Source organism: Fictibacillus terranigra (genome assembly GCF_030412265.1).
Taxonomy (GTDB): domain Bacteria; phylum Bacillota; class Bacilli; order Bacillales; family Fictibacillaceae; genus Fictibacillus_C; species Fictibacillus_C terrinigri.
In genome coordinates, this window is the sequence record NZ_JAUHLN010000002.1 from 293,137 (window position 1) to 315,313 (window position 22,177).

General features: G+C 44.3%; 18 protein-coding genes and 1 other annotated feature. Of the genes, 5 read left to right on the top strand and 13 right to left on the bottom strand.

Annotated features, from left to right (window positions below):
- Positions 1–301: 301 nt before the first annotated feature.
- From rarD to aroC, 10 genes are all read right to left on the bottom strand, one after another.
- A complete protein-coding gene (rarD, locus tag QYF49_RS09255; RefSeq protein ID WP_425589583.1) occupies positions 302–1,234 on the bottom strand; it encodes an EamA family transporter RarD in 933 nt (310 codons plus the stop codon).
- Between the two features lie 135 nt (positions 1,235–1,369).
- Positions 1,370–1,942, bottom strand: coding sequence for a thioredoxin family protein (locus tag QYF49_RS09260; protein WP_290399336.1), 573 nt, complete (start codon positions 1,940–1,942; stop codon positions 1,370–1,372).
- 144 nt (positions 1,943–2,086) lie between these two features.
- Entirely contained in the window at positions 2,087–2,845 is a 759-nt protein-coding gene (locus tag QYF49_RS09265; RefSeq protein WP_290399337.1) for a LamB/YcsF family protein, read from the bottom strand.
- A gap of 7 nt (positions 2,846–2,852) precedes the next feature.
- On the bottom strand, positions 2,853–3,818 hold the full coding sequence (locus QYF49_RS09270) for a 5-oxoprolinase subunit C family protein (RefSeq protein ID WP_290399338.1): 966 nt from the start codon (positions 3,816–3,818) through the stop codon (positions 2,853–2,855).
- Positions 3,802–4,521: a 5-oxoprolinase subunit PxpB gene (gene pxpB / locus QYF49_RS09275; RefSeq protein ID WP_290399339.1), complete on the bottom strand. Its 720-nt coding sequence runs from the start codon at positions 4,519–4,521 to the stop codon at positions 3,802–3,804. Before pxpB ends, QYF49_RS09270 begins: the two co-directional genes overlap by 17 nt.
- 276 nt (positions 4,522–4,797) lie before the next feature.
- A complete protein-coding gene (locus QYF49_RS09280; protein WP_290399340.1) occupies positions 4,798–6,417 on the bottom strand; it encodes an ABC-F family ATP-binding cassette domain-containing protein in 1,620 nt (539 codons plus the stop codon).
- 185 nt (positions 6,418–6,602) lie between these two features.
- On the bottom strand, positions 6,603–7,901 hold the full coding sequence (gene aroA, locus QYF49_RS09285; protein WP_290399341.1) for a 3-phosphoshikimate 1-carboxyvinyltransferase: 1,299 nt from the start codon (positions 7,899–7,901) through the stop codon (positions 6,603–6,605).
- 17 nt (positions 7,902–7,918) lie between these two features.
- Complete coding sequence (locus QYF49_RS09290) at positions 7,919–9,019, bottom strand: prephenate dehydrogenase (protein ID WP_290399342.1); 1,101 nt, start codon at positions 9,017–9,019, stop codon at positions 7,919–7,921.
- Positions 9,012–10,115 (bottom strand): 3-dehydroquinate synthase, encoded by a 1,104-nt coding sequence (gene aroB / locus QYF49_RS09295; protein ID WP_290399343.1) that lies wholly within the window; start codon positions 10,113–10,115, stop codon positions 9,012–9,014. The genes QYF49_RS09290 and aroB overlap by 8 nt, the downstream gene beginning before the upstream one ends.
- Positions 10,115–11,284 (bottom strand): chorismate synthase, encoded by a 1,170-nt coding sequence (aroC, locus tag QYF49_RS09300; protein ID WP_290399344.1) that lies wholly within the window; start codon positions 11,282–11,284, stop codon positions 10,115–10,117. Before aroC ends, aroB begins: the two co-directional genes overlap by 1 nt.
- 52 nt (positions 11,285–11,336) lie before the next feature.
- Positions 11,337–11,573 (bottom strand) — a binding site (T-box leader).
- 245 nt (positions 11,574–11,818) lie between these two features.
- On the opposite strand from aroC, the gene QYF49_RS09305 reads away from it, so the two are divergent.
- Together QYF49_RS09305 and QYF49_RS09310 are read left to right on the top strand one after the other, a co-directional pair.
- Entirely contained in the window at positions 11,819–12,895 is a 1,077-nt protein-coding gene (locus QYF49_RS09305; protein WP_290399345.1) for a bifunctional 3-deoxy-7-phosphoheptulonate synthase/chorismate mutase, read from the top strand.
- Positions 12,896–13,040: 145 nt separating this feature from the next.
- Positions 13,041–14,402, top strand: coding sequence for an MATE family efflux transporter (locus QYF49_RS09310; protein WP_290399346.1), 1,362 nt, complete (start codon positions 13,041–13,043; stop codon positions 14,400–14,402).
- 167 nt (positions 14,403–14,569) lie between these two features.
- Here QYF49_RS09310 and QYF49_RS09315 read toward each other — a convergent pair whose 3' ends face one another.
- Both QYF49_RS09315 and QYF49_RS09320 read right to left on the bottom strand, forming a co-directional pair.
- Positions 14,570–16,459: a vWA domain-containing protein gene (locus QYF49_RS09315; protein WP_290399347.1), complete on the bottom strand. Its 1,890-nt coding sequence runs from the start codon at positions 16,457–16,459 to the stop codon at positions 14,570–14,572.
- Positions 16,460–16,488: 29 nt separating this feature from the next.
- A complete protein-coding gene (locus tag QYF49_RS09320; protein ID WP_290399348.1) occupies positions 16,489–17,382 on the bottom strand; it encodes an ATP-binding protein in 894 nt (297 codons plus the stop codon).
- 168 nt (positions 17,383–17,550) lie between these two features.
- Between QYF49_RS09320 and fabL the strand changes: the two genes are divergently transcribed.
- The 3 genes from fabL to QYF49_RS09335 all read left to right on the top strand — a co-directional run bounded on the left by fabL (position 17,551) and on the right by QYF49_RS09335 (position 20,969).
- The gene (gene fabL / locus QYF49_RS09325) at positions 17,551–18,303 is read left to right on the top strand and encodes an enoyl-[acyl-carrier-protein] reductase FabL (protein ID WP_290399349.1); all 753 of its coding nucleotides are present in this window, start codon (positions 17,551–17,553) and stop codon (positions 18,301–18,303) included.
- A gap of 149 nt (positions 18,304–18,452) precedes the next feature.
- A complete protein-coding gene (locus tag QYF49_RS09330; protein ID WP_290399350.1) occupies positions 18,453–19,340 on the top strand; it encodes a TetR/AcrR family transcriptional regulator in 888 nt (295 codons plus the stop codon).
- Between the two features lie 24 nt (positions 19,341–19,364).
- Positions 19,365–20,969, top strand: a complete 1,605-nt coding sequence (locus QYF49_RS09335) for an MDR family MFS transporter (RefSeq protein ID WP_290399351.1) — start codon at positions 19,365–19,367, stop codon at positions 20,967–20,969.
- A 30-nt stretch (positions 20,970–20,999) separates the two neighbouring features.
- Here the strand turns inward: QYF49_RS09335 and metX are convergent, their stop codons facing one another.
- Positions 21,000–22,094 (bottom strand): homoserine O-acetyltransferase MetX, encoded by a 1,095-nt coding sequence (metX, locus tag QYF49_RS09340; RefSeq protein WP_290399352.1) that lies wholly within the window; start codon positions 22,092–22,094, stop codon positions 21,000–21,002.
- Between the last annotated feature and the right edge of the window lie 83 nt (positions 22,095–22,177).

A 22,177-nucleotide genomic window follows, 5' to 3' on the forward strand; every position in this document is an offset into this window, starting at 1 on the left:
GGTTGATACCCCCTGCTGCGATTTAATAGCAAATATTAACAACTTAAATAGGAAGTTCTCAAAGTTCCTGTTTTTATAGCAAAAGCAAATTTATCATCATTGAAATACATGCCCTGAATGCTCAACAATAAAACGATTTTTTTGCAAATCACGGTAATTTCATTCTTTTGCAATAAAGCGAAAGCAGATCGGAACTTCTTAATTAAACGTTTTCATGGTTATTTTAGCACAGTATGGGCATAGGTCAAAAGTTAACTTTCAAGAAAATTGGCGATAAACGGCGATTTCCGGCGAAAAATACTTAAGTACCGTATGTTTTGTGCTTATTTTTAGGCTGTAACCGAGCCATCCACCTTGTTTTAGAAATTGAGAAGATTACCAGAGCCATCCAAATTAAAATAAAAGAAAAAAGACGGGTGTTTGAAAAATCTTCATGATAGAGGAAAACCCCTAATATGAGCATGATCGTTGGTGCGATGTATTGCAGAAATCCAATCATAGATAAAGAAATCCGCTTTGCGCCCTGTGCGAAGCATAATAAAGGAATGGCGGTGACTACCCCCGCTCCGACCAGCAGCAGGGTCACTGTGGTGTTTTGAGTGGCAAAGGCTTCTGTACCCTTCTGATGGGCAAAAACAACATAGATAAGGGCCAGAGGGGCTGCAAACATCGTTTCATAGGTCAGTCCAAGAATCGAATCATAGCTGCCCATTTTTTTTGTCAGCCCATACAAACCGAAGCTCAAAGCAAGGGATACCGCAATCCATGGGAATTTTCCATATTGGAAGGTTAACAGACCGACCCCGATGAGAGCTACCCCAAATGATGCGATCTGCCAAGAATTTAATTTTTCTTTCAGAACGATAATGCCCAACAACACGCTGACCAGCGGGTTAATGTAGTAGCCCAGACTGGCTTCAACCACATGATTATTATTTACTGCCCAAATATAAATGAGCCAGTTGGCGCTGATCAAGAGGGATGAGGCCAAAACAGCGAGAAAATTTTTCTTTTGAAAAAAAAGATTTCTAAGATTGCTGAAGAAATCTGAAGTCTTGTTCATCAAAAGAATCACGGCGATCATAAATTCGAAAGACCAAAGGATCCGATGAGCTAGGACATCACCCGATTCCACGGAATGAAGAGGTTTCCAGTATAGTGGAAGAAATCCCCACATCAAATACGATAGTGCTGCGTACCAGATTCCGATAGACTGTTCATTTTGTTTTCCCATCATTGTGTACCTCAATTCTCTCAGTGTTTCCTTTCTTAAGTCCATTATAAGGGGGGCCCAATTTATGACAAAATAGTTTGCCTGCACAACAAAGGAGAGCAGCTCTTCTTTGTTGAGCTGCTCCCTAAGCCATTCTTATAAAAGATTCTTAAGTTCCTCTTTTACGCTTTTATTGACTGATTCCCATAATGCTTGGTCAGTTGTCATCCGAGCTTTGAAATTTTTGTACATCTCTTTTTGTTTTTCATCAAACGAAGGGTCTTCCTTTGCTGGCAAAGTGCTTCGTTCACTCATGATCAGAGTCTGCACCTCTGGTGATCGAGGCCCCCAAACCGCTTTCTCATTTCCTTCCTGATCGATAAAAATGAATTTTGGAATAGCGCGGGCTGTACCGTTCGTTAGGTATTGGTCCATAAGTTCAAGATTTTCATCACGGACTAAAAAGCGCAGCTCGATCCCGGCATATTCTGCGATTCTCTGTATGATCGGAACACAAAGAAGTGCATCACCGCACCAGTCAGCCGTCAGAACCGCTGCTTTTAGTTCAAGAAGAGGAAACTGCTGATAAAAATCCCTGTCCTCATCAGAAAGTGTAAAGCTGTTGTAGATGGCCAGCAGCTCTTCCTTGTTGACTTGCATGCTTTCAAAGTATTCGTCTTTCGTTAACCCCTTTTGAAACCATTCGTTTAAATTTCCCACCCTGCTCACCTCTTTCAATCTATTGTAAAACGAAGCGCCTGGTTTTGAAAGCTTTGACTCTTAGCAAGTTAAAAAAACCGGCATCCACACTTAACGAATAAAGGTCTAAAAGTGAGAGTGTACGTTTTAATTTCTTTATGTAGACAGGCTCGCTTACCCGTGCTGCAGACGTTGAATACCCTCTTTCTTGAATGCATCGTTAATCTTTTGTGCAAAAGACAGAGCATGCTCCCCGTCACCATGGATACAAATGGTCTCTGCTTTAATTTCGATTTCTCCAGCTGGGGTGCCGACCTTGTTGTGCTTTACCATTTTTATCACTTGGCCGACGGCTTGGTGATCATCCGTCAGCAAGCTGTCGGGTTGGCTTCTCGGCGTCAGTGTGCCGTCTGGCTGATACGTCCTGTCTGCAAAAACTTCACTGCATGTTTGTAGGCCGGATGCTCTGCCTGCTTCTATCAACCGGCTCCCTGCCAAGCCATACAATATAATTTCTGGGTCTAGTTTATATATGGCTTCAGATATGCCCCGCGAAAGGTCTTTATTAATGGCCGCCATATTGTATAAAGCTCCATGAGGCTTGACATGACGCAGTCTTCCTCCTTCTGCGCGTACAAAAGCTGATAAGGCGCCGACCTGATAAAGCACGTAATCATATGCTTCTTCAGGGGTTATATTCATCATCCGGCGTCCGAACCCGGCCAGATCCGGCAGGCCTGGGTGAGCACCAATGGCGACCTGTCTTTCCAGTGCAAGTTTGACCGTATGTTTCATTATTGAAGGATCTCCTGCGTGAAAACCACAGGCGATATTGGCGGATGAAATATAATGCATCATCTGTTCATCATAGCCAATTTTATATCTGCCAAAACTTTCTCCCATATCACAATTGAGGTCTACGGAATACTTCATCGTTTAATCACTCCCTGTTCTTCAGTCTGATCCCGGCTTTCAGGTAGTCCAGCTCTATCTTTTGTATGATGTAGCTGATTTGTGCTTCCTCTTCCGTGATTTCTTGAAATACAATCGAGTCTCCGGGTTTTGCTTGTGCCAGCTTAGGCAAGTCAACATAAGCCACCTGTGCTATTTTCGGATATCCGCCTGTCGTTTGGCGGTCTGCCATCAGGATGATCGGTTTACCCTCTGACGGAACTTGAACGGTTCCAAACAGAACAGGTTCGGACAGGATCTCTTTTTGTTGTTGCAGCTTCAGTTCAGTTCCCTCTGCCCGGTAGCCCATTCTGTCCGATTGAGTAGATATTTTGAATTTTTCATTGAAGAAAGCCGTTTGGCTTTCCTTCGTAAAGAGGTCAAAATGCCTGCCTTTAACTGCACGGATGGTATTCATATCAAGATACATGGCTCTCGGTTCATGGCTGATAAACCAATTGAAAGACGTTGGATGAAAGCCGTTCCCGTCTGAATTCACCGGGAGTGTATCCCCTTCTTTCAAAGCTCTTCCTTGATAACCGCCCATTCCAGCTCGCAAATACGTGCTTTTGCTTCCCATCACACGGCCCGTATCATAACCCCCGGCTACAGCGATGTATGCTCTGCATCCCCACTTGCAATTGCCAAATTCCAGCACATCTCCTTTTCTTACAGAGATCGTTCTCCAGTTTTCAATCGCCTTTTCATTGAGTGACGGTGTGAGATCGGCACCGCAGATGGCAATAAACGTATCGATCCCAAACGTTAGTTTAGGACCGGTGAGTGTGACTTCAAGTGTAGCTTCTCCTTCTGAATTTCCAACTAAAAGATTGGCTGCAGTATGAGCAAAAGGATCCATTGACCCGCTTACAATCACCCCATACTGCTGATAGGTATAGCGGCCGAGATCCTGAAGGCTGGTCAGCATCCCCGGTTTGTTAATCATTATGGCCATGGTCAGCCTCCCAAGAATGGTATTCTTCTAATGTGATTTCGTAAAACTTAACTTGATCTCCTGCTTCTATCAGGGTCGGGGGATTCAGGGATGGCCTGAACAGTTCTAATGGTGTACGGCCGATCAATTGCCAGCCGCCTGGCGTTTCAATCGGATAGATCCCCGTCTGTTTGCCTGCTATTCCGACACTTCCCTTTGGAATGGATAGACGCGGGGAAGAAAGCCTCGGTGCGGAAATGCGAGAGGACATTCCACCTAAGAACGGAAACCCGGGAGCGAAGCCGAGCATATAAACATAGTAGGTGTTCTCGGTATGTATTTTTATTACTTCTTCCGGGGACAGACTATTCAATTTTGCTACGTTTTCCAGATCAGGGCCAAAGTCACTGCCGTAACATACAGGTATTTTAATGACATGTCGTGAGGAAGCTTCTTCTTTAGGCATGGATTCCATTCGCATTTTGACCCGATTTTTGGCGAGTTCAAAAGCTGATTTTTCAGGGTGTGCAAATTTCATAGGATCATAAAGGACTGTAAGTGTGTTGTATGCGGGAACCGTTTCGATGAACCCATCAAAGGGGTTTTCATTAAGCCATCTGGAGATATTATGGATTTGCTGATTCATGTCGACAGAAATCCCATCTCCAAATTCCAGTAAAATCCCTGCTTCCCCGAAGCGATAGTATTTAATCTCTTGGAACATTGCAGCTTCCTTTCTCATTAATATTATTCACACTATACAAAGAATCAATTGAAAAAACAAGGAAATCCAGACCATAATAAATTTTTCTACTATACTAGTGAATTCCTAAATATCAAGTATAGTACGATGACCTCAGAGGAATATGGACTATTTGTACCAGCAGACTAAAATTCAATGAGAGAAAGGAACGGAACATGTCCCTTTCAATCAACTGGCATGTTTGAGTCTCACTTTTTAGAGACAATAAAAAAAAAACGGCCTGCCCGGCCGTTTTTTTTATTGATACATTTTTTCTCTTTGTTTTTGAAGATCTTCGTTTTCAAGGAATTCATCATACGTCATTTGTTTATCAAGAAGACCGTTCGGTGTGATCTCAACAATTCGGTTGGCGATGGTTTGAACAAACTGATGGTCATGAGATGTAAACAGGATAGAGCCCTTATAGCTGATCAGTCCATTGTTTAGCGCCGTAATTGATTCTAGATCCAAGTGGTTTGTCGGGTCATCAAGCAGCAGCACATTGCTCCCGCTAAGCATCATTTTTGAGAGCATGCAGCGGACCTTTTCTCCTCCGGAAAGCACTTTAGATTTTTTAAGCACTTCTTCACCTGAAAACAGCATGCGCCCTAAGAAGCCGCGCAAAAAACTCTCTGATTGGTCGACCGGTGAGTATTGGCGCAGCCAGTCAACAAGGTTCAGATCGTTATTTTCAAAGTAGGAAGTATTATCTTTAGGGAAATAGGCCTGAGAAGTCGTAACTCCCCATTTAAAGCTGCCGCTGTCCGCTTCCATCTCACCCATCAAGATTTTAAAGAGAACCGTTACTGCGTTTTCATCTTTTCCGACAAACGCAATCTTGTCTCCTTTATTCATGGTAAAGCTCACGTTGTTTAACACTTTTTCACCGTCAATCGTTTTACTGAGGTCCTTCACCATAAGAAGGTCGTTGCCGATTTCACGGTCTATGGAAAAGTTAACGAAAGGATAGCGGCGTGTGGAAGGCCGGATATCATCGAGAGAAATCTTTTCAAGGAGCTTTTTCCTTGATGTTGCCTGTTTTGATTTGGAGGCATTCGCACTGAATCGGGCTACGAAGTTTTGAAGTTCCTTAATTTTTTCTTCTTTCTTCTTGTTTTGTTCCTGTGCCATTTTCAATGCAAGCTGGCTGGACTCATACCAGAAATCATAGTTTCCGACATAGAGCTGGATCTTTCCAAAATCCAAGTCAGCCATGTGAGTACAGACTTTATTTAAGAAATGACGGTCATGAGATACAACGATAACCGTGTTTTCAAAATTAATTAAAAACTCTTCAAGCCATTGGATCGCGCGCAAATCCAAGTGGTTCGTCGGCTCATCCAGGAGGAGGATATCCGGCTTGCCAAATAGGGCCTGAGCAAGCAAAACCTTTACTTTTTCCGATCCTGACAGGTCAGCCATCTTTTTATAATGAAGATCCTCTCCGATTCCTAATCCTTTCAAGAGGATAGCGGCCTCGGACTCTGCCTCCCACCCGTTCAGCTCCGCAAATTCACCTTCAAGCTCCGCAGCTTTAATGCCGTCTTCATCTGTGAAATCGGGCTTCATATAGATCGCGTCTTTTTCCTGCATGATCTGGTATAGACGGGCATGACCCATAATCACTGTTTGCAATACTTCATTTTCTTCATATTCAAAGTGATTCTGTTTTAAGACGGCCAGACGCTCGCCAGGGGTTATATGAACATCTCCGGTTTGCGGTTCGATTTCGCCGGACAAAATTTTAAGAAACGTGGATTTCCCAGCCCCGTTAGCGCCGATCAAGCCGTAGCAGTTACCTGGAGTGAACTTTATGTTCACATCTTCAAAGAGCTTACGATCGCCGTAGCGCAGACCTACATTTGTTACTGTAATCATAGTTTTATTTCTCCTTCGCTAGTTCCATAATCTCAATGATTGTATCATACCATATCAACAGTGCAAACGTGCATACAAGATTATGGAGAAGCCGTTCTTCTTTATTAAAAAAGCGGAGAGCCGGTTTGGCCTCTCCGCAGTTTATGCTGCATGTTAAATTTTTTCTACTTTATTGTGTGTACAAATTAAACACCGATGTTTTCGTTTTGAAGTTTTTCTAGCTCTCCAAAAAATCCAGGGTATGAAACGGAAACAGCATCACTGTTCAATAGTGTGGTTTCTCCTTCACCCAGGCAGGACGCAACGGCCAGCATCATTCCGATCCGATGATCTCCGTGGCTGTCAACCTCTGCTCCTTTGAGAGATGACGTTCCTTTTATGATCATACCATCAGAGGTTGCTTCAATTTCCACACCCATCTTTTGCAGTTCATGCACGACCGTATCAATTCTGTTTGTTTCTTTCACTTTTAGTTCTGCCGCGTCTTTAATCACCGTTGTCCCTGTGGCTTGCGTGGCAGCCAGCGCTATAATGGGGATCTCATCGATCAATCGTGGAATGATCGAGCCGCTGATCTCAATCCCATTCAGTCTGGAGGTCTTGACTGTAAGATCAGCGTATGGCTCCGCATCTTCTCCTTCAATATGAGAAACGGTGATGTCAGCGCCCATCTCTTTTAATACGTCGATGATACCCGTCCGGGTAGGATTCATTCCTACTTTTTTCAAAGTGATCTCGCTGTTGGGAATGATGGAGCCGGCTACAAGGAAGAAGGCAGCAGAGGAAATATCTCCGGGTACTTCAATGTGGGTCCCTGTTAATCCTTGACCGCCGTTTATGCTTGCTGTATTTCCGTCCACATCTACTTTGCATCCAAACGCTCCAAGCATGCGTTCTGTATGATCACGGGATTTGAAAGGCTCTGTAACGGAGGTTGTGCCTTCTGCAGATAGTCCTGCAAGCAAAATGGCTGACTTTACCTGTGCACTCGCGACGGGGGAATGATAATCGATCCCTTTGCATTGTCCTCCGCGTATGCTTAAAGGAACATAATTTCCTTGATCTCTGCCTTCAATGGCAGCCCCCATCTCCCGCAACGGGTTCGTTACCCTCTTCATTGGGCGTTTGGCAATGGATGAATCCCCAGTCATGCAAGAGTGAAACGGAGTGTTTGCAAGGATGCCGAGCATCAATCGGATCGTTGTACCTGAGTTTCCGGCATCGAGTATATCCATCGGTTCCTTCAGGCCCTTTAAACCTTTTCCTTCTATTATAACTGTATCTTTTTTCTGTTCGATGCTGACTCCCATTTTTCTGAAACAGTCTACGGTGCTTAAACAGTCATCTCCAGGTAAAAAACCCGTTACCGTTGTACGTCCGTCAGCGATGGAACCAAACATAACGGCCCTATGGGAGATGGATTTATCTCCGGGAATTTGAATGGTCCCGTGAAGACCGGAAACTGGCTTTAATCGTTTTGACATGAAATTGGCCCCCTTTGCTAAATGGCAATATATGTGGTGAATTGAAGGTCTTCAAGACTCTCTTTTGCGTTCTGGCGATCTTCTTCCGATTGGAAACTCACTCTCAGTACGCCGTAAATATCCTCTCTGGCCTCAATTACCCGGATATTTGTAATACTGATTCGTTTCTCAGCAAGTATAGAGGTAACACGTGAAATCACCCCAACATCATCTATGATGTCGACGTACAGGTCGTAAAAGGATGTGATGGCGCCTTTTGCTTTAATCGGCAGAGCATCCCGGTATTGCTTCGCACTGGAAAAGTACTCAAGGAGACCTTCGTCGCTTCCGCTTTTAACAAGATCCTTTACACTTTCCATTTCCATGATCCATTCATCGATAAAGGTTAAAATATTTTCCTGATTGTGCTTGATAATATCCTTCCACATGACGGGACTGCTTGATGCGATCCTTGTAATATCCTTAAATCCTCCGGCAGCAAGATCGTTGACTTGATTGTAGTTTTTGGAATAGTGCTGTACTTGGCGAACGAGGCTCGCTGCCACTACGTGTGGAAAATGGCTGACCACCCCTGTCAGGAGATCATGTTTTTCAGCCTCCATAACGATAAATTTTGCATGTGTCCCCTTCAGCCAATTTTTTAATTCTTCTATTCTTTGGTCCGGGGTTCCTGGTCCAGGTGTTATCATATAGAACGCATTTTCAAACAAATGGGCTTTGGCACTGCCGGGTCCTGACTTGTGGGAACCGGCCATCGGATGCCCTCCGATAAATGTAATGCCTTTTTCTCTTAAATAAGAAGCTTTCTCCATAATTTTTGATTTTGTGCTGCCTACATCTGTGATGAGGGCAGCCGGAGGCTGGGTAAGGGACGCAAACCAATCCAAAAGTCTTTCCGTTTCCTCCACCGGAGTAGCCAATACGATCAGATCCGCCATCTCAGTTTCCGTTTGGAGATCAGTACAGATTGAGTCAATGATGCGCAGCCGCATTGCTAGATTGGCATGATCGTCTGAAATATCATGTCCGATGATCGTGCAAGAATGTTCTTTTTTAATAGCCATTGCGATGGATCCGCCAATAAGGCCCAATCCAATCAGCAGTACCCGTTTATTCACTGTTTTGCTCCTTGTCTGCCATGATAAATTCTTCTAGAGAGTCCAATAGGAGGGTGTCATTCACTTCTTGAACACAGGCTTGCCCGATCTCCTGGAGCAGAACCATTTTCACATGGCCCATTGTCGACTTTTTATCTCTTTTCATTGTTTCAAGCAGCGCTTCTGCTTCAAGCTGAGGAGGTATTACAGGATAGCAAAACTTGCGAAACCATTTATTGATCGCAATATAATGAAGGTTTTTGCCGGAGATGGATTCGCTGAGCTTCAGTGCGAACCGCATTCCGATGGACACCGCGTCGCCGTGGGAGATTGCACCGTACCCTGCTTTGCTCTCTATCGCATGGCCAAGTGTATGCCCGAAATTTAAAATCGCCCGAAGTCCACTTTCCCGCTCATCCTGGGCTACTACTTGTGCCTTTATTGCTATCGCCGTCTTCAAGATATAGGCTAGTTTTTCATCCGGTATTTTTTGTATTTCGGTAACTTCATTTACTAACCAATGATAGAATGCCTCATCAGCAATAAGGGAATGCTTGATGACTTCTGCAAACCCTGATCTCCATTCTTCTTCTGCAAGAGATTTCAAAAAGGAAGTAGAATAAAACACAGCTTCAGGCTGATGGAAAACGCCGACCATGTTTTTCCCAAGTGGATGATTGATCCCTGTTTTACCGCCTACCGCACTGTCGTGAGCTAATAGAGTCGTCGGGAGCTGTATAAAACGGATGCCTCTCATATACGTTCCTGCTACAAAACCGGCCAGGTCCCCGATCATCCCCCCGCCTAGGGCAATAATCAGTGAATGTCTATCCAAGCCCCTCTCAAGGGCAAAAGTAAGACACTTATAATAATTATCAAATGATTTTTCCCTATCTCCGCTCGGTATCACGAAGGAATGAAGAGATCGGCTGATACTTTCAAGTTTCTCTGCTGTTCCTTGAAAATAAAGGCGGTTTACCGTCTCATCAGAAATGATTAAGATACTGGTCACTTTTGGAGACAGATCCTGTATAAATGGAGCCAGGCCATCGAGAACAGTATTTCCAATGAAAACGGGGTATTTCTTGGATTCCGTGTTAATCTGCAGTGTTTCCATTAGAACTCACGCGCCTGAAGGTTATGCCGTTGAATGTTTTCTTTGATTCTTTCCAGGTTATCTGCACCGAACTGTTCCACGATCGCTGCTGCAAGCTCCCAAGCCACTACAGCTTCAGCCACTACGCTGGCCGCAGGAACAGCACAGCTGTCTGATCGTTCAATACTGGCCTGGAACGGCTCCTTAGAATCGATGTCAATACTTTGAAGAGGCTTGTAAAGAGTTGGGATGGGTTTCATCACGCCTCTCACGACGATCGGCATCCCGGTCGTCATACCTCCCTCTAACCCGCCAGCGTTATTGGTTCGTCGTGTATAACCCTCTTCTTCATTCCAAAGGATTTCGTCATGGACGAGGCTTCCTGGTTTATGAGCGGCTTCAAAACCGATGCCGATCTCTGCACCTTTAAATGCGTTGATACTCATGATGGCCGCTGCAAGCTTCGCATCAAGCTTCCGATCATAATGAACATAGCTTCCAACCCCTATCGGCATGCCCTCTACGATCACTTCAACGATGCCTCCTATTGAGTCACCCTTCTCCTTCGCCTCGTCAATGGCAAGCATCATTTTCTTTCCAGCCGCTTCATCCAAACAGCGTACAGGAGATGCTTCAGTTCTTTCCTGAAGGTCTTTTATGGATTCAAAGGAAAGCTCCTCCGCCACGACTCCTCCAATTTCAATCACATGGCCGCCTACTTTTATCCCAAGCTCCCTCAGAAGCTGTTTTGCCACTGCCCCTGCTGCTACTCTCACTGTTGTTTCCCTGGCGGATGACCGTTCCAGGACATTCCTCATATCTCTATGGTTATACTTGATGGCCCCGTTGAGATCAGCATGCCCCGGTCTAGGCCTTGTGATCTGGCGTTTTACTTCATCACTGTCCTCTTCCAGAGGTTCAGCTCCCATGATCTTTGTCCAGTGTTTAAAATCCCGGTTCTCTACAGTCAGGGTAATCGGAGACCCGAGAGTATAGCCGTGCCGGACGCCGCTGTTAATAATCGCCTGGTCCTTTTCAATCTGCATCCTTCTTCCCCGTCCGTGGCCTTTCTGCCTGCGGGACAGTTCTTCGTTAATCTCTGCTGCTGTCAGCGGCAGTCCTGATGGAATGCCTTCTAGTATAGTTGTGAGTTGTGGTCCGTGTGATTCTCCGGCTGTTAAATACCTCATGATTGTGCCTCCTTAAATTCTTTAGAAATACAAAAAAGCCCCTGCTATTAATAGCAGGGACGAATTCATTCGCGGTACCACCCTCATTGCGGAACACATGGAACCTTCCGCCACTTCATTCATGGATAACGGTATAAAACCGTCCTTCTCTACTGATCCCGTTACCGGACCGTTCAACAAGGAAGCTCGAGGGTGTAATTCGCATTCTCCTTTGTACTGGTTCGCACCGTCCACCAGCTCTCTTAAAAACAGGGAGAAGAATACTACTGTTGCCTGTCATTGCGATCGTTTAATTGTATTATATCAATTTTTAACACGGTTAGAGCCGATTGTAAAGGGGGACGGACCAATTTTTTGAAAATTAACAAAGACTTTGAATAAATCTGAAAATAACCCCTTGACAAGATACACTATCGTGCTTTAAAGTAGCAAACAATACTCAAAAAATTATTCGGAAAAGGGGCCGGCGCCGCCCCGATGAAAGAAGCAATTTTGAAGGAGTAAACACATATGAATCATGAGGAGGAGCTTAGGATGTCAAAAGAACTGGTTGAGCTACGCAGTGAGATTGAAGCCGTCGATCAAAAGATTCTAGACCTGTTAAACGACCGTGCTTCCATCGTACAAGAGATTGGAAAATTAAAAGAAATGCAGGGTGTTAAGCGTTTTGACCCTGTTCGTGAACGCAAGCTTCTTGACTTGATTGCAGACCGTAATAAAGGGCCATTCGAAACGTCTACCCTTCAATATATTTTTAAACAAATCTTTAAAGCCAGCCTGGAGCTTCAGGAAGATGACCACCGTAAAGCGCTGCTGGTATCACGTAAGAAGAAACCGGATGATACGATTATTAACATAAAAGGCGAGCTTATCGGAACCGGTGAACAGCATTTTGTGATGGGGCCATGTGCGGTAGAAAGCTATGATCAAGTTAAACAAGTGGCGAAAGCAATAAAAGATCAAGGCTTGACCCTCATGCGCGGCGGAGCGTTCAAACCGCGTACTTCTCCTTATGATTTCCAAGGTCTTGGCATGGAAGGACTTAAAATTTTACGACAAGTAGCCAATGAGGAAAACCTGGCGGTCATCAGTGAAATTTTGAACCCGAACGATCTTGAGGAAGCTCTGGATTATGTGGATGTCGTCCAAATCGGTGCCCGTAATATGCAAAACTTCGAACTATTAAAAGCTGCAGGTGCCATCAACAAACCAGTATTATTGAAACGCGGCCTCTCAGCAACAATTGAAGAGTTCATGTATGCCGCCGAATACATCCTTGCTCAAGGAAATGACCAGATCATCCTCTGTGAGCGCGGAATTCGCACCTATGAAAAAGCGACGAGGAATACGCTTGATATTTCAGCCGTTCCGATTCTTAAAAAGGAAACCCACCTCCCCGTTATGGTGGATGTCACTCATTCTACTGGAAGAAGAGATCTATTGCTTCCTGCGGCAAAAGCAGCACTTGCGATCGGAGCTGACGGTGTAATGGCTGAAGTCCATCCAGACCCGGCTGTCGCTCTATCTGACTCTGCACAGCAAATGAATATTCCACAATTCCACGATTTTATGAACGAACTGAAGAAACACACAGCTGTTCATACTTCCTAACTCTATGAAGATGGTCCATTTGGGCCATCTTTTTTATTTATCCAACCATATCTTTCATCATTTGAAAATAAAATAACCTCGCTTCGTCGTCCATATGATATAATTTCCATTATTACAGATTTGGAAAAGGAATGCGATATGGAATATGGAACAAACTCAAACGATCCAGCAAAAATTCTTATTGTTTATAAAATTAGTGCTTCCTTTATTGGTTACACAGATCGGATTATATGCGATGAATTTTCTGGATACCGTGATGTCCGGGCATGCAGGCCCAAAACAGCTGGCTGGTGTGGCGATCGGCTCAAGCATCTGGGTCCCTGTTTTCACGGGATTAAGCGGGATATTAATGGCACTCACTCCCATCGTTTCCCAATTGAATGGTGCTGGAAAACGGGAAAAAGTACCCTACTCTGTTATCCAGAGCATCTATCTTGCGTTTGCACTGTCATTTGCAGTAGCCGCTATTGGATTCTTGCTGCTTCGCCCTATCTTAAATGCCATGGATTTGGATCCTCAAGTCAGAGAAGTCGCATATGGATACCTAAGAGCGCTTTCGTTCGGTATGATTCCTCTGTTTTTATATAACGTACTTCGCTGTTTTATTGACGCACTCGGCAGTACGCGGGTTTCCATGCTGATTACGTTAACGGCTCTTCCCATTAATGGAATATTCAACTATCTTTTCATTTTTGGAAAATTTGGATTTCCGGAATTGGGCGGTGTCGGTTCAGGCTATGCTTCTGCCTTGACGTATTGGTTCATTACATTCATGGCGATCTATATCATTCACAAAAAACAGCCTTTTTCTGAATATCAGGTTTTTGGAAAATTTTATCCACTCTCACTTGCAGCCTGGAAAAGCCAGTTGAAAATCGGTCTGCCCATCGGATTTTCCATCTTTTTTGAAACGAGTATCTTTGCAGCTGTAACATTGCTGATGAGTTCATTCAACACAGTGACGATCGCCGCACATCAATCAGCTTTGAATTTCGCTTCCTTTCTTTATATGCTGCCTTTGAGCATTTCCTTTGCCCTTACCATCGCAGTCGGGTTTGAGGTCGGGGCGAACCGCTACAAGGATGCTAAGCAATACAGCTATCTTGGTATTGGAACAGCAGTCATTCTTGCCTTGCTCTGTGCGGGGGCACTGCTGATTTTCCCTAGCCAAGTGGCCTTCATGTACTCCAACGATTCAGAGGTCATACATTTAACCAAGCATTTTCTCCTTTATGCGATCTTTTTTCAACTCTCCGATGCGATAGCTGCTCCCATCCAAGGAGCGCTGAGAGGATATAAGGATGTGAACGTTACTCTCGTATTGTCCTTAATCTCATATTGGGTGATCGGACTCCCGGTCGGCTATGTGCTGGCAAACCACACTTCGCTCGAAGCCTTTGGCTATTGGGTTGGATTGATTTCAGGCCTTGCGATGGGGGCGGTGACTCTTTACTTCAGGCTTGCACATATTCAGAAAAAACAAACCAAAACAGCCTCCAGCCAATAAAAAAATCCAGGAAAACCTGGATGCACCGTGATGCTTGAAATCTTATTTTCGAGTATGGGACGGGATAGCCGGCGCAACTATTTAGTGAACCAATGAAGAACCTTAAAAGCGTACGGAGATTAGCTCGCATATCCCCGTACGCTTTTCATTCGGCTCTTCAATCACATTTATGCAATTTTAAATAGCAGCTTGCGCAGGACAGGAACTAAATAACTGACAAGTTCTGCTGCGCTCGGCACGACAACTTGATGGCTGCCATATATATTTTTCATTAAGATTTGTGCTTCCTCCGTTACTTCTCCGTTAGAAATATACATACCAAGCGTATCGATTCCCATTTTCCGTGTGTTCACTACCGCTTCATACGTATCAAGGATGCCATGGCCCTCATAATCAAACGCAGCCGGTTCTCCATCCGAAAAAACAAGTAAAAACTTTTGTTTTTCCTTCCGTCGAAGCAGATCCTCTGCCGCTTTGCGGATGGAATAACCGTCCCGGTTATCCTCCTGTGGCTCCAACTGCAAAATTTCCGCTCCAGACTGATTTTTTAAAGAGCTTGTGAACGAGATCACTTCCTGAAAATAGTTTGGCTGACTGTCTTTTTTTGCATCAGAAGCATCTTCCCAAAAGCCTGTGATGGAATGTGGTATCCGCACCGCTTTCAAGGTCTCATGAAAAAGGACGATGGCCTTGTGTGTTTCTTCCATTTTGTCGAACATAGACGCCGAGCAATCGACGAGCAAAGTAAAGACGGCATCCAGCTCCTGAGGCGACTCCGCTTTTTTAAAGAACAGTCTTGGGTTTTTATCCGTTAAAAGACGTGTCAGCCTTTTGTTCAACCTGCCAAAATGAAGATCGTGGTTTGGCACGTTTTTTTTATGTTCAATGGTCTTCAAAAAGCTTTGCTTTAACAGGCTGACAGACGATTGAACAGCAGATTTAATCTGCTGATAATCCTGCATGTCCTGAAAGGAAGGGTTCTTTGGAAAAACTTTTTTTTCCACCGCAAAACGATTCATCTGTCCGTACGGATATAGACCTTGACCCGATCGCGGGGATGCATCGTCTACACCTGCACCGGTTTCCCCTTTAAAATCGTTGCCTTTTGAATCTTTTGCCCCAGCCTGTACGGCACCGAAAGCCTGGTCACCTTCTTCAGCTTTCCTTCCCCCTTCACCGAGCAAGTCGGTTGATGTACCTTGATCCAGGTCGAACTGAAGAAACGAATCAGACGGAGAAGACGTTTCGTTGTGCCAGCTTGGCATCTCCTCCCGTGCCGTTTCTTCGCTACTTTCATCTTCTGATCCGGTCATTGAATGAGGGGTTTTCGCTTCATTCTCTCTTGTTATGTCTTTGAAATGAAGGGAATCCGACTCATAGAACGAAAGATAGGAACTCGTCATGTCCCCTTCTTTAAAAGCTCTTAATGCTATTTTTATATCATGAATCTCTGCAATGATATGTGCTGTGCTCTCAGCAGTGTTTAATTTCACCAGGGAAGGGCGGAGTTCACCATACCATTCTTTGAGCGGTGTGTGAAGCTGAACGAGACGGTGGTTGGCCAATAAAAATATACTGCAGTAAAATGCGTCCATCCACCTTCTTTGCTGAATGTGCTGGCGATACTGCCTTTGAAAATGGGTGAGAAGAATTCTCTTCCTTTCTGAGAAAGCGGCCGACATCCCCGGCCGCTTGGATATACAAACTTTTTCGAGCCGGTAATCTTCAGAGAAAAGGAGCAGATGCTTAAGGAATTGAAAATGTTCTTCAATCTTTAACGATTGCATGGCCTCATGAAGCACGTCATGGTCAGAGAAAAAGAAATTTCCAAAGCTTCTTAAATACACTTCGCTTTTTAACCCATCCAGCTGAACAGAGCCGGGATAGGTCATCCAGAACTGGCTGACATGAAGCACATGGCCTGGTTTATTCAAATACGAATGAAATGAGAATTCCACATCCATCTTAGGATCTTTAGAAAGTGTCTTCGCTAGATCAATCAGCTGCATATGCAAAAAAGGATCGATTTTTGTATCTGCAAATGTTAGAAATTTCATCGGTCATGCCACCTCCCGGACATCCGCTTCTATACAAACAGCGTGTCGGCAATGTTATGGATTAATGTTTTTTCACGAGCATCTTCTAATTTATCCGCGACCGCCCGCTGTATGGCCCGCTTTGGAGGCATATATGCCGACAGGTCTGCAGCATCAAGCAAGGCACGGATGGAGGCAGCATCTTCCGATAGCTGCCCTGTCTTCGTCTGCTGGACCAGATCTGATGAAAATTGAACGAATTGATATAAAATATCGCTGTCTTTCTGCTCAGATTGGAATTGAAGCATCTTGAATAGTGTTTCTCCCTGAATATATGGAACTTCAATCACAACAAACCGGTTTTTTAATGCTTCGTTCAGTGGTACGGTTCCGATATATCCCTCATTGATCGCTGCGATGACACTGAAACCTGCTGCTGCTTTAACAATGTCACCTGTAAAAGGATTTGTCACGGTTCTTCGATAGTCTAAGATCCCGTTCAGAATCGGAAGTGTCTCAGGCTTTGACACATTGATTTCGTCAATGTACAAGAAATGGCCGAATGTTGCGGCCTTTGTCACGGGGCCTGGAATAAACTCAATTTCAGAATGCCCTTTTTCATAGGAGATTGTCTTGTGCCCCAATAACGCTTCCGCATCGAGATCGACGGAACAGTTGATGGAATGGAGAGGCTGCTGAAACAAAAATGACAAGTATTCAGCTAACTTCGTTTTCCCCGATCCTGTCGGCCCTTTCAGCAGTACGTTCTTTCCCATCAACAGAGCAATAACTGCATCTTTTACAATCTCAGGATCTCCTGCTGTATACCCTTCAGCACCAATAAGACCTTTAAACTCAGGTATTGTCGTTTCCTTCCGCCTGTTTCTTTCGTCATTTAATTTTTCAGCAAGTGCGTTCGGTAATCGCAATTGATCTATGGTCATATAAATATCCCTTTCATCATTAAAACTATAAAAATCTATTATATAGTATATCTCATCTTCTTTCCTTTCAACTGCCTGGTTTAGGGTCCTGCATTGACATTCGGAAGGAACCGCCTTAATATTAGGACCAGGTACTAAATGCAGAATGTGATAAAGGACGTGTTTTTGTTGACGAAAAAAGTAGCTCTGATAACAGGCGGTACAAGAGGCATCGGAAAAGCGATCGCTTCCAAATTTGCCTCCGAAGGTTATGACCTCGTGTTAAATTTCATGAGAAAAAAGAAAGATGCAGAATTGACAAAACAAGAATTTGAATCCCAATACGGAATCAAGGTTCATCTGGTGAAAGCAAATGTCGGTGACCTTGGCCAGATCAAAGCTTTATTTGCCGAAGTAAAAGAAACCTTTGGACGGCTTGATGTGTTTGTAAACAATGCGGCTTCTGGAGTTTTGCGGCCCGTGCTGGAGATTGAGGAAAGCCACTGGGATTGGACTCAGGACATCAACGCAAAAGCTTATCTGTTTGCCTCTCAGCAGGCAGCCATGCTTATGGCAGAAAAAGGATCAGGCGCTATCGTTGCCCTCTCCAGCCTCGGCTCGATCAGGGCGCTTCCAAATTATGTGGCCGTTGGCGTATCAAAGGCATCAGTTGAAGCCATCACCCGTTATCTTGCAGTAGAACTAGCATCTAAAGGAATTGTGGTGAATGCGGTGTCCGGTGGGGCAGTCGATACGGATGCACTTAAACATTTCCCGAACCGTGAGGAGTTGCTGAACGAGGCAAAACAAAAAAACCCGGCGGGACGTATTGTTGAGCCGAACGATATCGCTGAAACTGTATTTTTTCTATGCACACCAGCTGCCAGCATGATCAGAGGACAGACGATTATCGTAGACGGCGGTTTGTCATTGCTTGCTTAAATACAGTGAAAAAAACGCTCAAAAATATGAGCGTTTTTTTAAAATAAAAAGATTGACTGACTGGTCATATCAGTAATATAATGATTGAGTGTTATTTAGTTAATAAAGTTAAATAAACAGAATTTTCACTGGGGGATCATGCTGGGAAGGTGATTAAAACGAATCGTAAAAAGATAAAAATCATTGAAAGCGGACTAACTTTATTTGCAAAAAAAGGATATGAATTCACCTCGATACAGGAAATCGCCACAGAAAGCAATATTTCCAAAGGCGCCTTCTATCTTCATTTTAAATCCAAAGAAGAACTGCTCCTGTCGATCTTTAAATACAACCATGAAAACATGAAGGCTCAAATTACAGCAGTGGATAAATTGAACATGGACCCGAGGGAAAAATTCAAACAGCAGATTCTTGTACAACTGAAACAAATCGCAGAACATAAAGATTTTATAATTATGCATTTTCGGGAACAAGCCGTCGCCATGAATGAAGATATTCACCGCTACATGAGAAAGATGCAGATGGAAATGAAGACGTGGTATGAAGGTACCCTCATGGAGATTTACGGGTCTGAAGCTGCCCCTTACCTGTATGATCTCTCCCTATTGTTGGACGGAATACGAACGATCTTTGTGAAATTGATGATTGTCAGCCAAATACCATTGGATATCGAGCGGCTCCCTGCCTATATTCTCAAGCGGATGGATCATTTGGTGGACGGAATTCTGCTTGAGGGTGGTCCTCCTTTAATGGAAGAAACAATGGTGAAGGCTTACTTTTCCGACCATTCCAGCTGCGCTGATGATGTCTTGAGGGAAATCGTCGCTAACATGAAGGATCAGCTCGATATACTCGGAATGGATGAAGAGGATTACGACTTACACCTCAAAGCCATTGATTATTTAAAAAGATGCCTTGAACAGAAGGCACCCGATCGATTTTCCATTCAAGGAGTACTCGCCAATCTAAAACAAGTTTCTGAGTTGAAACCGTATTGTAAAGAAATAGCACAGCACTTAAAGATTCAAATAGTATAAAAAAGAACGGAGAAGAACTATCCTATGAAAATTGAACAACAGAAACCTATCAACCGTAATATGGTCTTATTAGGCCTAATTATCGGAATGTTTTTCAGTGCAATGGAACAGACGGTCGTCGGTACTGCGATGCCTACCATTATCGGCGAACTAAATGGTTTTTCCATTTTTGCCTGGGTAACAACCGCCTATTTAATCACTTCGACTACGATTATCCCGATCGTCGGGAAGCTTTCAGATCTATACGGGCGCCGTTCACTTTATTTAATCGGTACCATCATTTTCGTCATTGGTTCCGGCTTATGTGCAACGGCTGCCTCCATGGAACAATTGATCTTCTACCGAGGGTTGCAGGGTCTAGGCGGCGGAATGATCATGCCCCTTTCCCAAACCATCATAGGTGATATTTTCACAGCGGAACAGCGTGCAAAATGGCAGGGTGTTTTTGGAGCAATCTTTGGGTTAAGCTCCGTCATCGGTCCGTTCATCGGTGGATTTTTAGTCGACACGATCAGCTGGCACTGGATTTTCTTAATTAATGTACCGTTTGGTATCCTGTCTGCCATCCTTATCTTCGTTGGGATGAAAAATGAATTGGTAAGACCAAAAGACGAAGTCCATATCGATTATCTTGGAATCATCACACTGATTCCAGCCATCGTCCTGTTGCTGCTTGGGTTAACGTTTGGCGGAGATAAATTTGAATGGGTTTCAATGGAAAGCGGATTGATCTTCGGCTCTTCCATCGTTCTCATGATCGTTTTTGGATTTGTAGAAAAGAGAGCAAAAGAGCCTGTACTGGATCTCTCCTTATTTAAAAACCGTGTGTTCGCAACAACCAACGCTTTAGGTTTCTTGCTTGGTTTGGGGATGTTTGGCGCGATCATGTTCGTGCCGATGTTTATGCAGGGGATCCTGGGTGTCACACCAACACAAGCAGGCTCCACCATGACACCTATGATGATCTCTCTTATCCTCGCAAGCATCATCGGAGGAAGACTTCTATTGAAACTTCCTTACCGAACCGTACTGACGGTCGGTATGATTATTACAGCTGTCGGGTTCTACTTGATGAGTACGATGGGTGTAGATTCTAAGGAATTAACAGCCTATGCTTACATGATTGTTATGGGATTAGGAATGGGTCTCGTCATGCCGACCTTGATGATCGCTATTCAAAACGAATTTCCAAAATCAAAACTGGGAGCTGTAACGTCCGCTTCTACGTTCTTCCGTTCGATCGGAGGTACGATTGGTATTACTGTCTTAAACGTAGTAATGAACCACTCCTTAGAGACAAAAATGAATGATGTCGTAAGTGAACAATCGAACCCGATGCTTCAAGGGATCTTTCAAAAACTCGCAGGTAAAACGGATGCTCTGTTCAGCCTTTTAATCCATCCCGACCTTCTTAAACTGCCTGGCAGCATTAAAAATACGGTGATTCACTCCATACAGACTGCCTGGAGCAATTCATTCACCACCGTCTTTTTAACGGGCTTGATTTTTATTGGCGCGGGTATATTGGTCGCTTTATCTGTCGGTGGCGGGAGAATCAGCCGCCAGCGGCCAGAACAATCTGCACCGGCTGATAAGTCGATGGTTGTTGAAAAACCAGCTGTTGAATAAACCACTAAATAAAGACATGAGGAATTTACCTCATGTCTTTATTGTTTCTCTCATAAAATTCGCGAACAGGTTTCCCCACTTATCAAACTCGGTCAAAAACCCATCGTGGCCAAACATTGTATTTACCTCTTGAAAACGTGCTTCTTTATTTCCTGATTGGACCAAAAGAATAAACTCCTGCATCGAATCAACCGGGTAAAGCAGATCCCCGGAAAACCCAACACATAGCATAGGTACATTATAATTTTGTGAAGCGGCAGCTACTCCACCTCTTCCCCTGCCAATATCATGAGTATCCATCGCTTTTAATAAAGTGAGATAACAGTTCGCATCAAATCGGTCGGCTAATTTATCCGCCTGATAATGAAGATAAGATTCCACCGAAAACACAGCTTTCTCCTGTATGGTTTCCCAATTTCCGGTTTGTTTCCTCTGAAAACGGTGGTCGAATAAACGTCCTGAACGGTAGGTGAGCATACCGATCATGCGGGCAATGCCGAGCCCTTTTCTTGGCCCGCAATCAGGGCTGTATCTCCCGTTATTCCATAAAGGATCACTTATGATGGCCGATCTGCCGGCCGCGTTAAAGCCAATCGCATAATCACTTAGTGTCGGTGTCACGGCAATGGGAATTAAGCGCTCCATATAATCTGGATACAGCAAGCCCCACTCCAGTACCTGCATGCCTCCTAGCGATCCGCCGATTACAGCCTCCAATCGTCTGATCCTGAGAACATCTAAAAGTTTTTTTTGCGCATGCACCATATCTCTAATCGTGATGACAGGGAAATCCGGTCCGTACGGCACACCTGTGTCGGGATTGATGGAAAGTGCTCCTGTTGAGCCATCGCAGCCACCGAGCACATTTGTAGTAATCACCTGGTATCGGTCCAAATCAATATATTCCCCGCTTCCTAATAACCCTGTCCACCATCCTTCTCCTATCTCGCTGTCTAATGTATAGTGATTGCCTGTCAGTGCATGGCATACGAAGATCGCAGGCGCGTCCTCTGCACCAATCCGCTGGTAGGCGATATGTACATCGTTCAGCACCTTACCCGATTCTAATGTTAGTTCTCCTATTGCTGCTGTATGATTGACAGCAGGCAGCTTTGTATTTTCCAACAGATATCCCCCCAATTTATATAACAAAAAAGCACCTCTCTAAAAGATTCAGAGAGGTGCAATCAACCGTTTGGGCGTGACCT

Excerpts from the sequence above, each read along its gene's own strand:
- rarD (WP_425589583.1), bottom strand. The coding sequence starts at position 1,234 with ATGGGAAAACAAAATGAACAGTCTATCGGAATCTGGTACGCAGCACTA.
- QYF49_RS09265 (WP_290399337.1), bottom strand. The coding sequence starts at position 2,845 with ATGAAGTATTCCGTAGACCTCAATTGTGATATGGGAGAAAGTTTTGGC.
- QYF49_RS09270 (WP_290399338.1), bottom strand. The coding sequence starts at position 3,818 with ATGGCCATAATGATTAACAAACCGGGGATGCTGACCAGCCTTCAGGAT.
- pxpB (WP_290399339.1), bottom strand. The coding sequence starts at position 4,521 with ATGTTCCAAGAGATTAAATACTATCGCTTCGGGGAAGCAGGGATTTTA.
- QYF49_RS09280 (WP_290399340.1), bottom strand. The coding sequence starts at position 6,417 with ATGATTACAGTAACAAATGTAGGTCTGCGCTACGGCGATCGTAAGCTC.
- aroA (WP_290399341.1), bottom strand. The coding sequence starts at position 7,901 with ATGTCAAAACGATTAAAGCCAGTTTCCGGTCTTCACGGGACCATTCAA.
- aroB (WP_290399343.1), bottom strand. The coding sequence starts at position 10,115 with ATGGAAACACTGCAGATTAACACGGAATCCAAGAAATACCCCGTTTTC.
- aroC (WP_290399344.1), bottom strand. The coding sequence starts at position 11,284 with ATGAGGTATTTAACAGCCGGAGAATCACACGGACCACAACTCACAACT.
- QYF49_RS09305 (WP_290399345.1), top strand. The coding sequence starts at position 11,819 with ATGTCAAAAGAACTGGTTGAGCTACGCAGTGAGATTGAAGCCGTCGAT.
- QYF49_RS09310 (WP_290399346.1), top strand. The coding sequence starts at position 13,041 with ATGGAACAAACTCAAACGATCCAGCAAAAATTCTTATTGTTTATAAAA.
- QYF49_RS09315 (WP_290399347.1), bottom strand. The coding sequence starts at position 16,459 with ATGAAATTTCTAACATTTGCAGATACAAAAATCGATCCTTTTTTGCAT.
- QYF49_RS09320 (WP_290399348.1), bottom strand. The coding sequence starts at position 17,382 with ATGACCATAGATCAATTGCGATTACCGAACGCACTTGCTGAAAAATTA.
- QYF49_RS09335 (WP_290399351.1), top strand. The coding sequence starts at position 19,365 with ATGAAAATTGAACAACAGAAACCTATCAACCGTAATATGGTCTTATTA.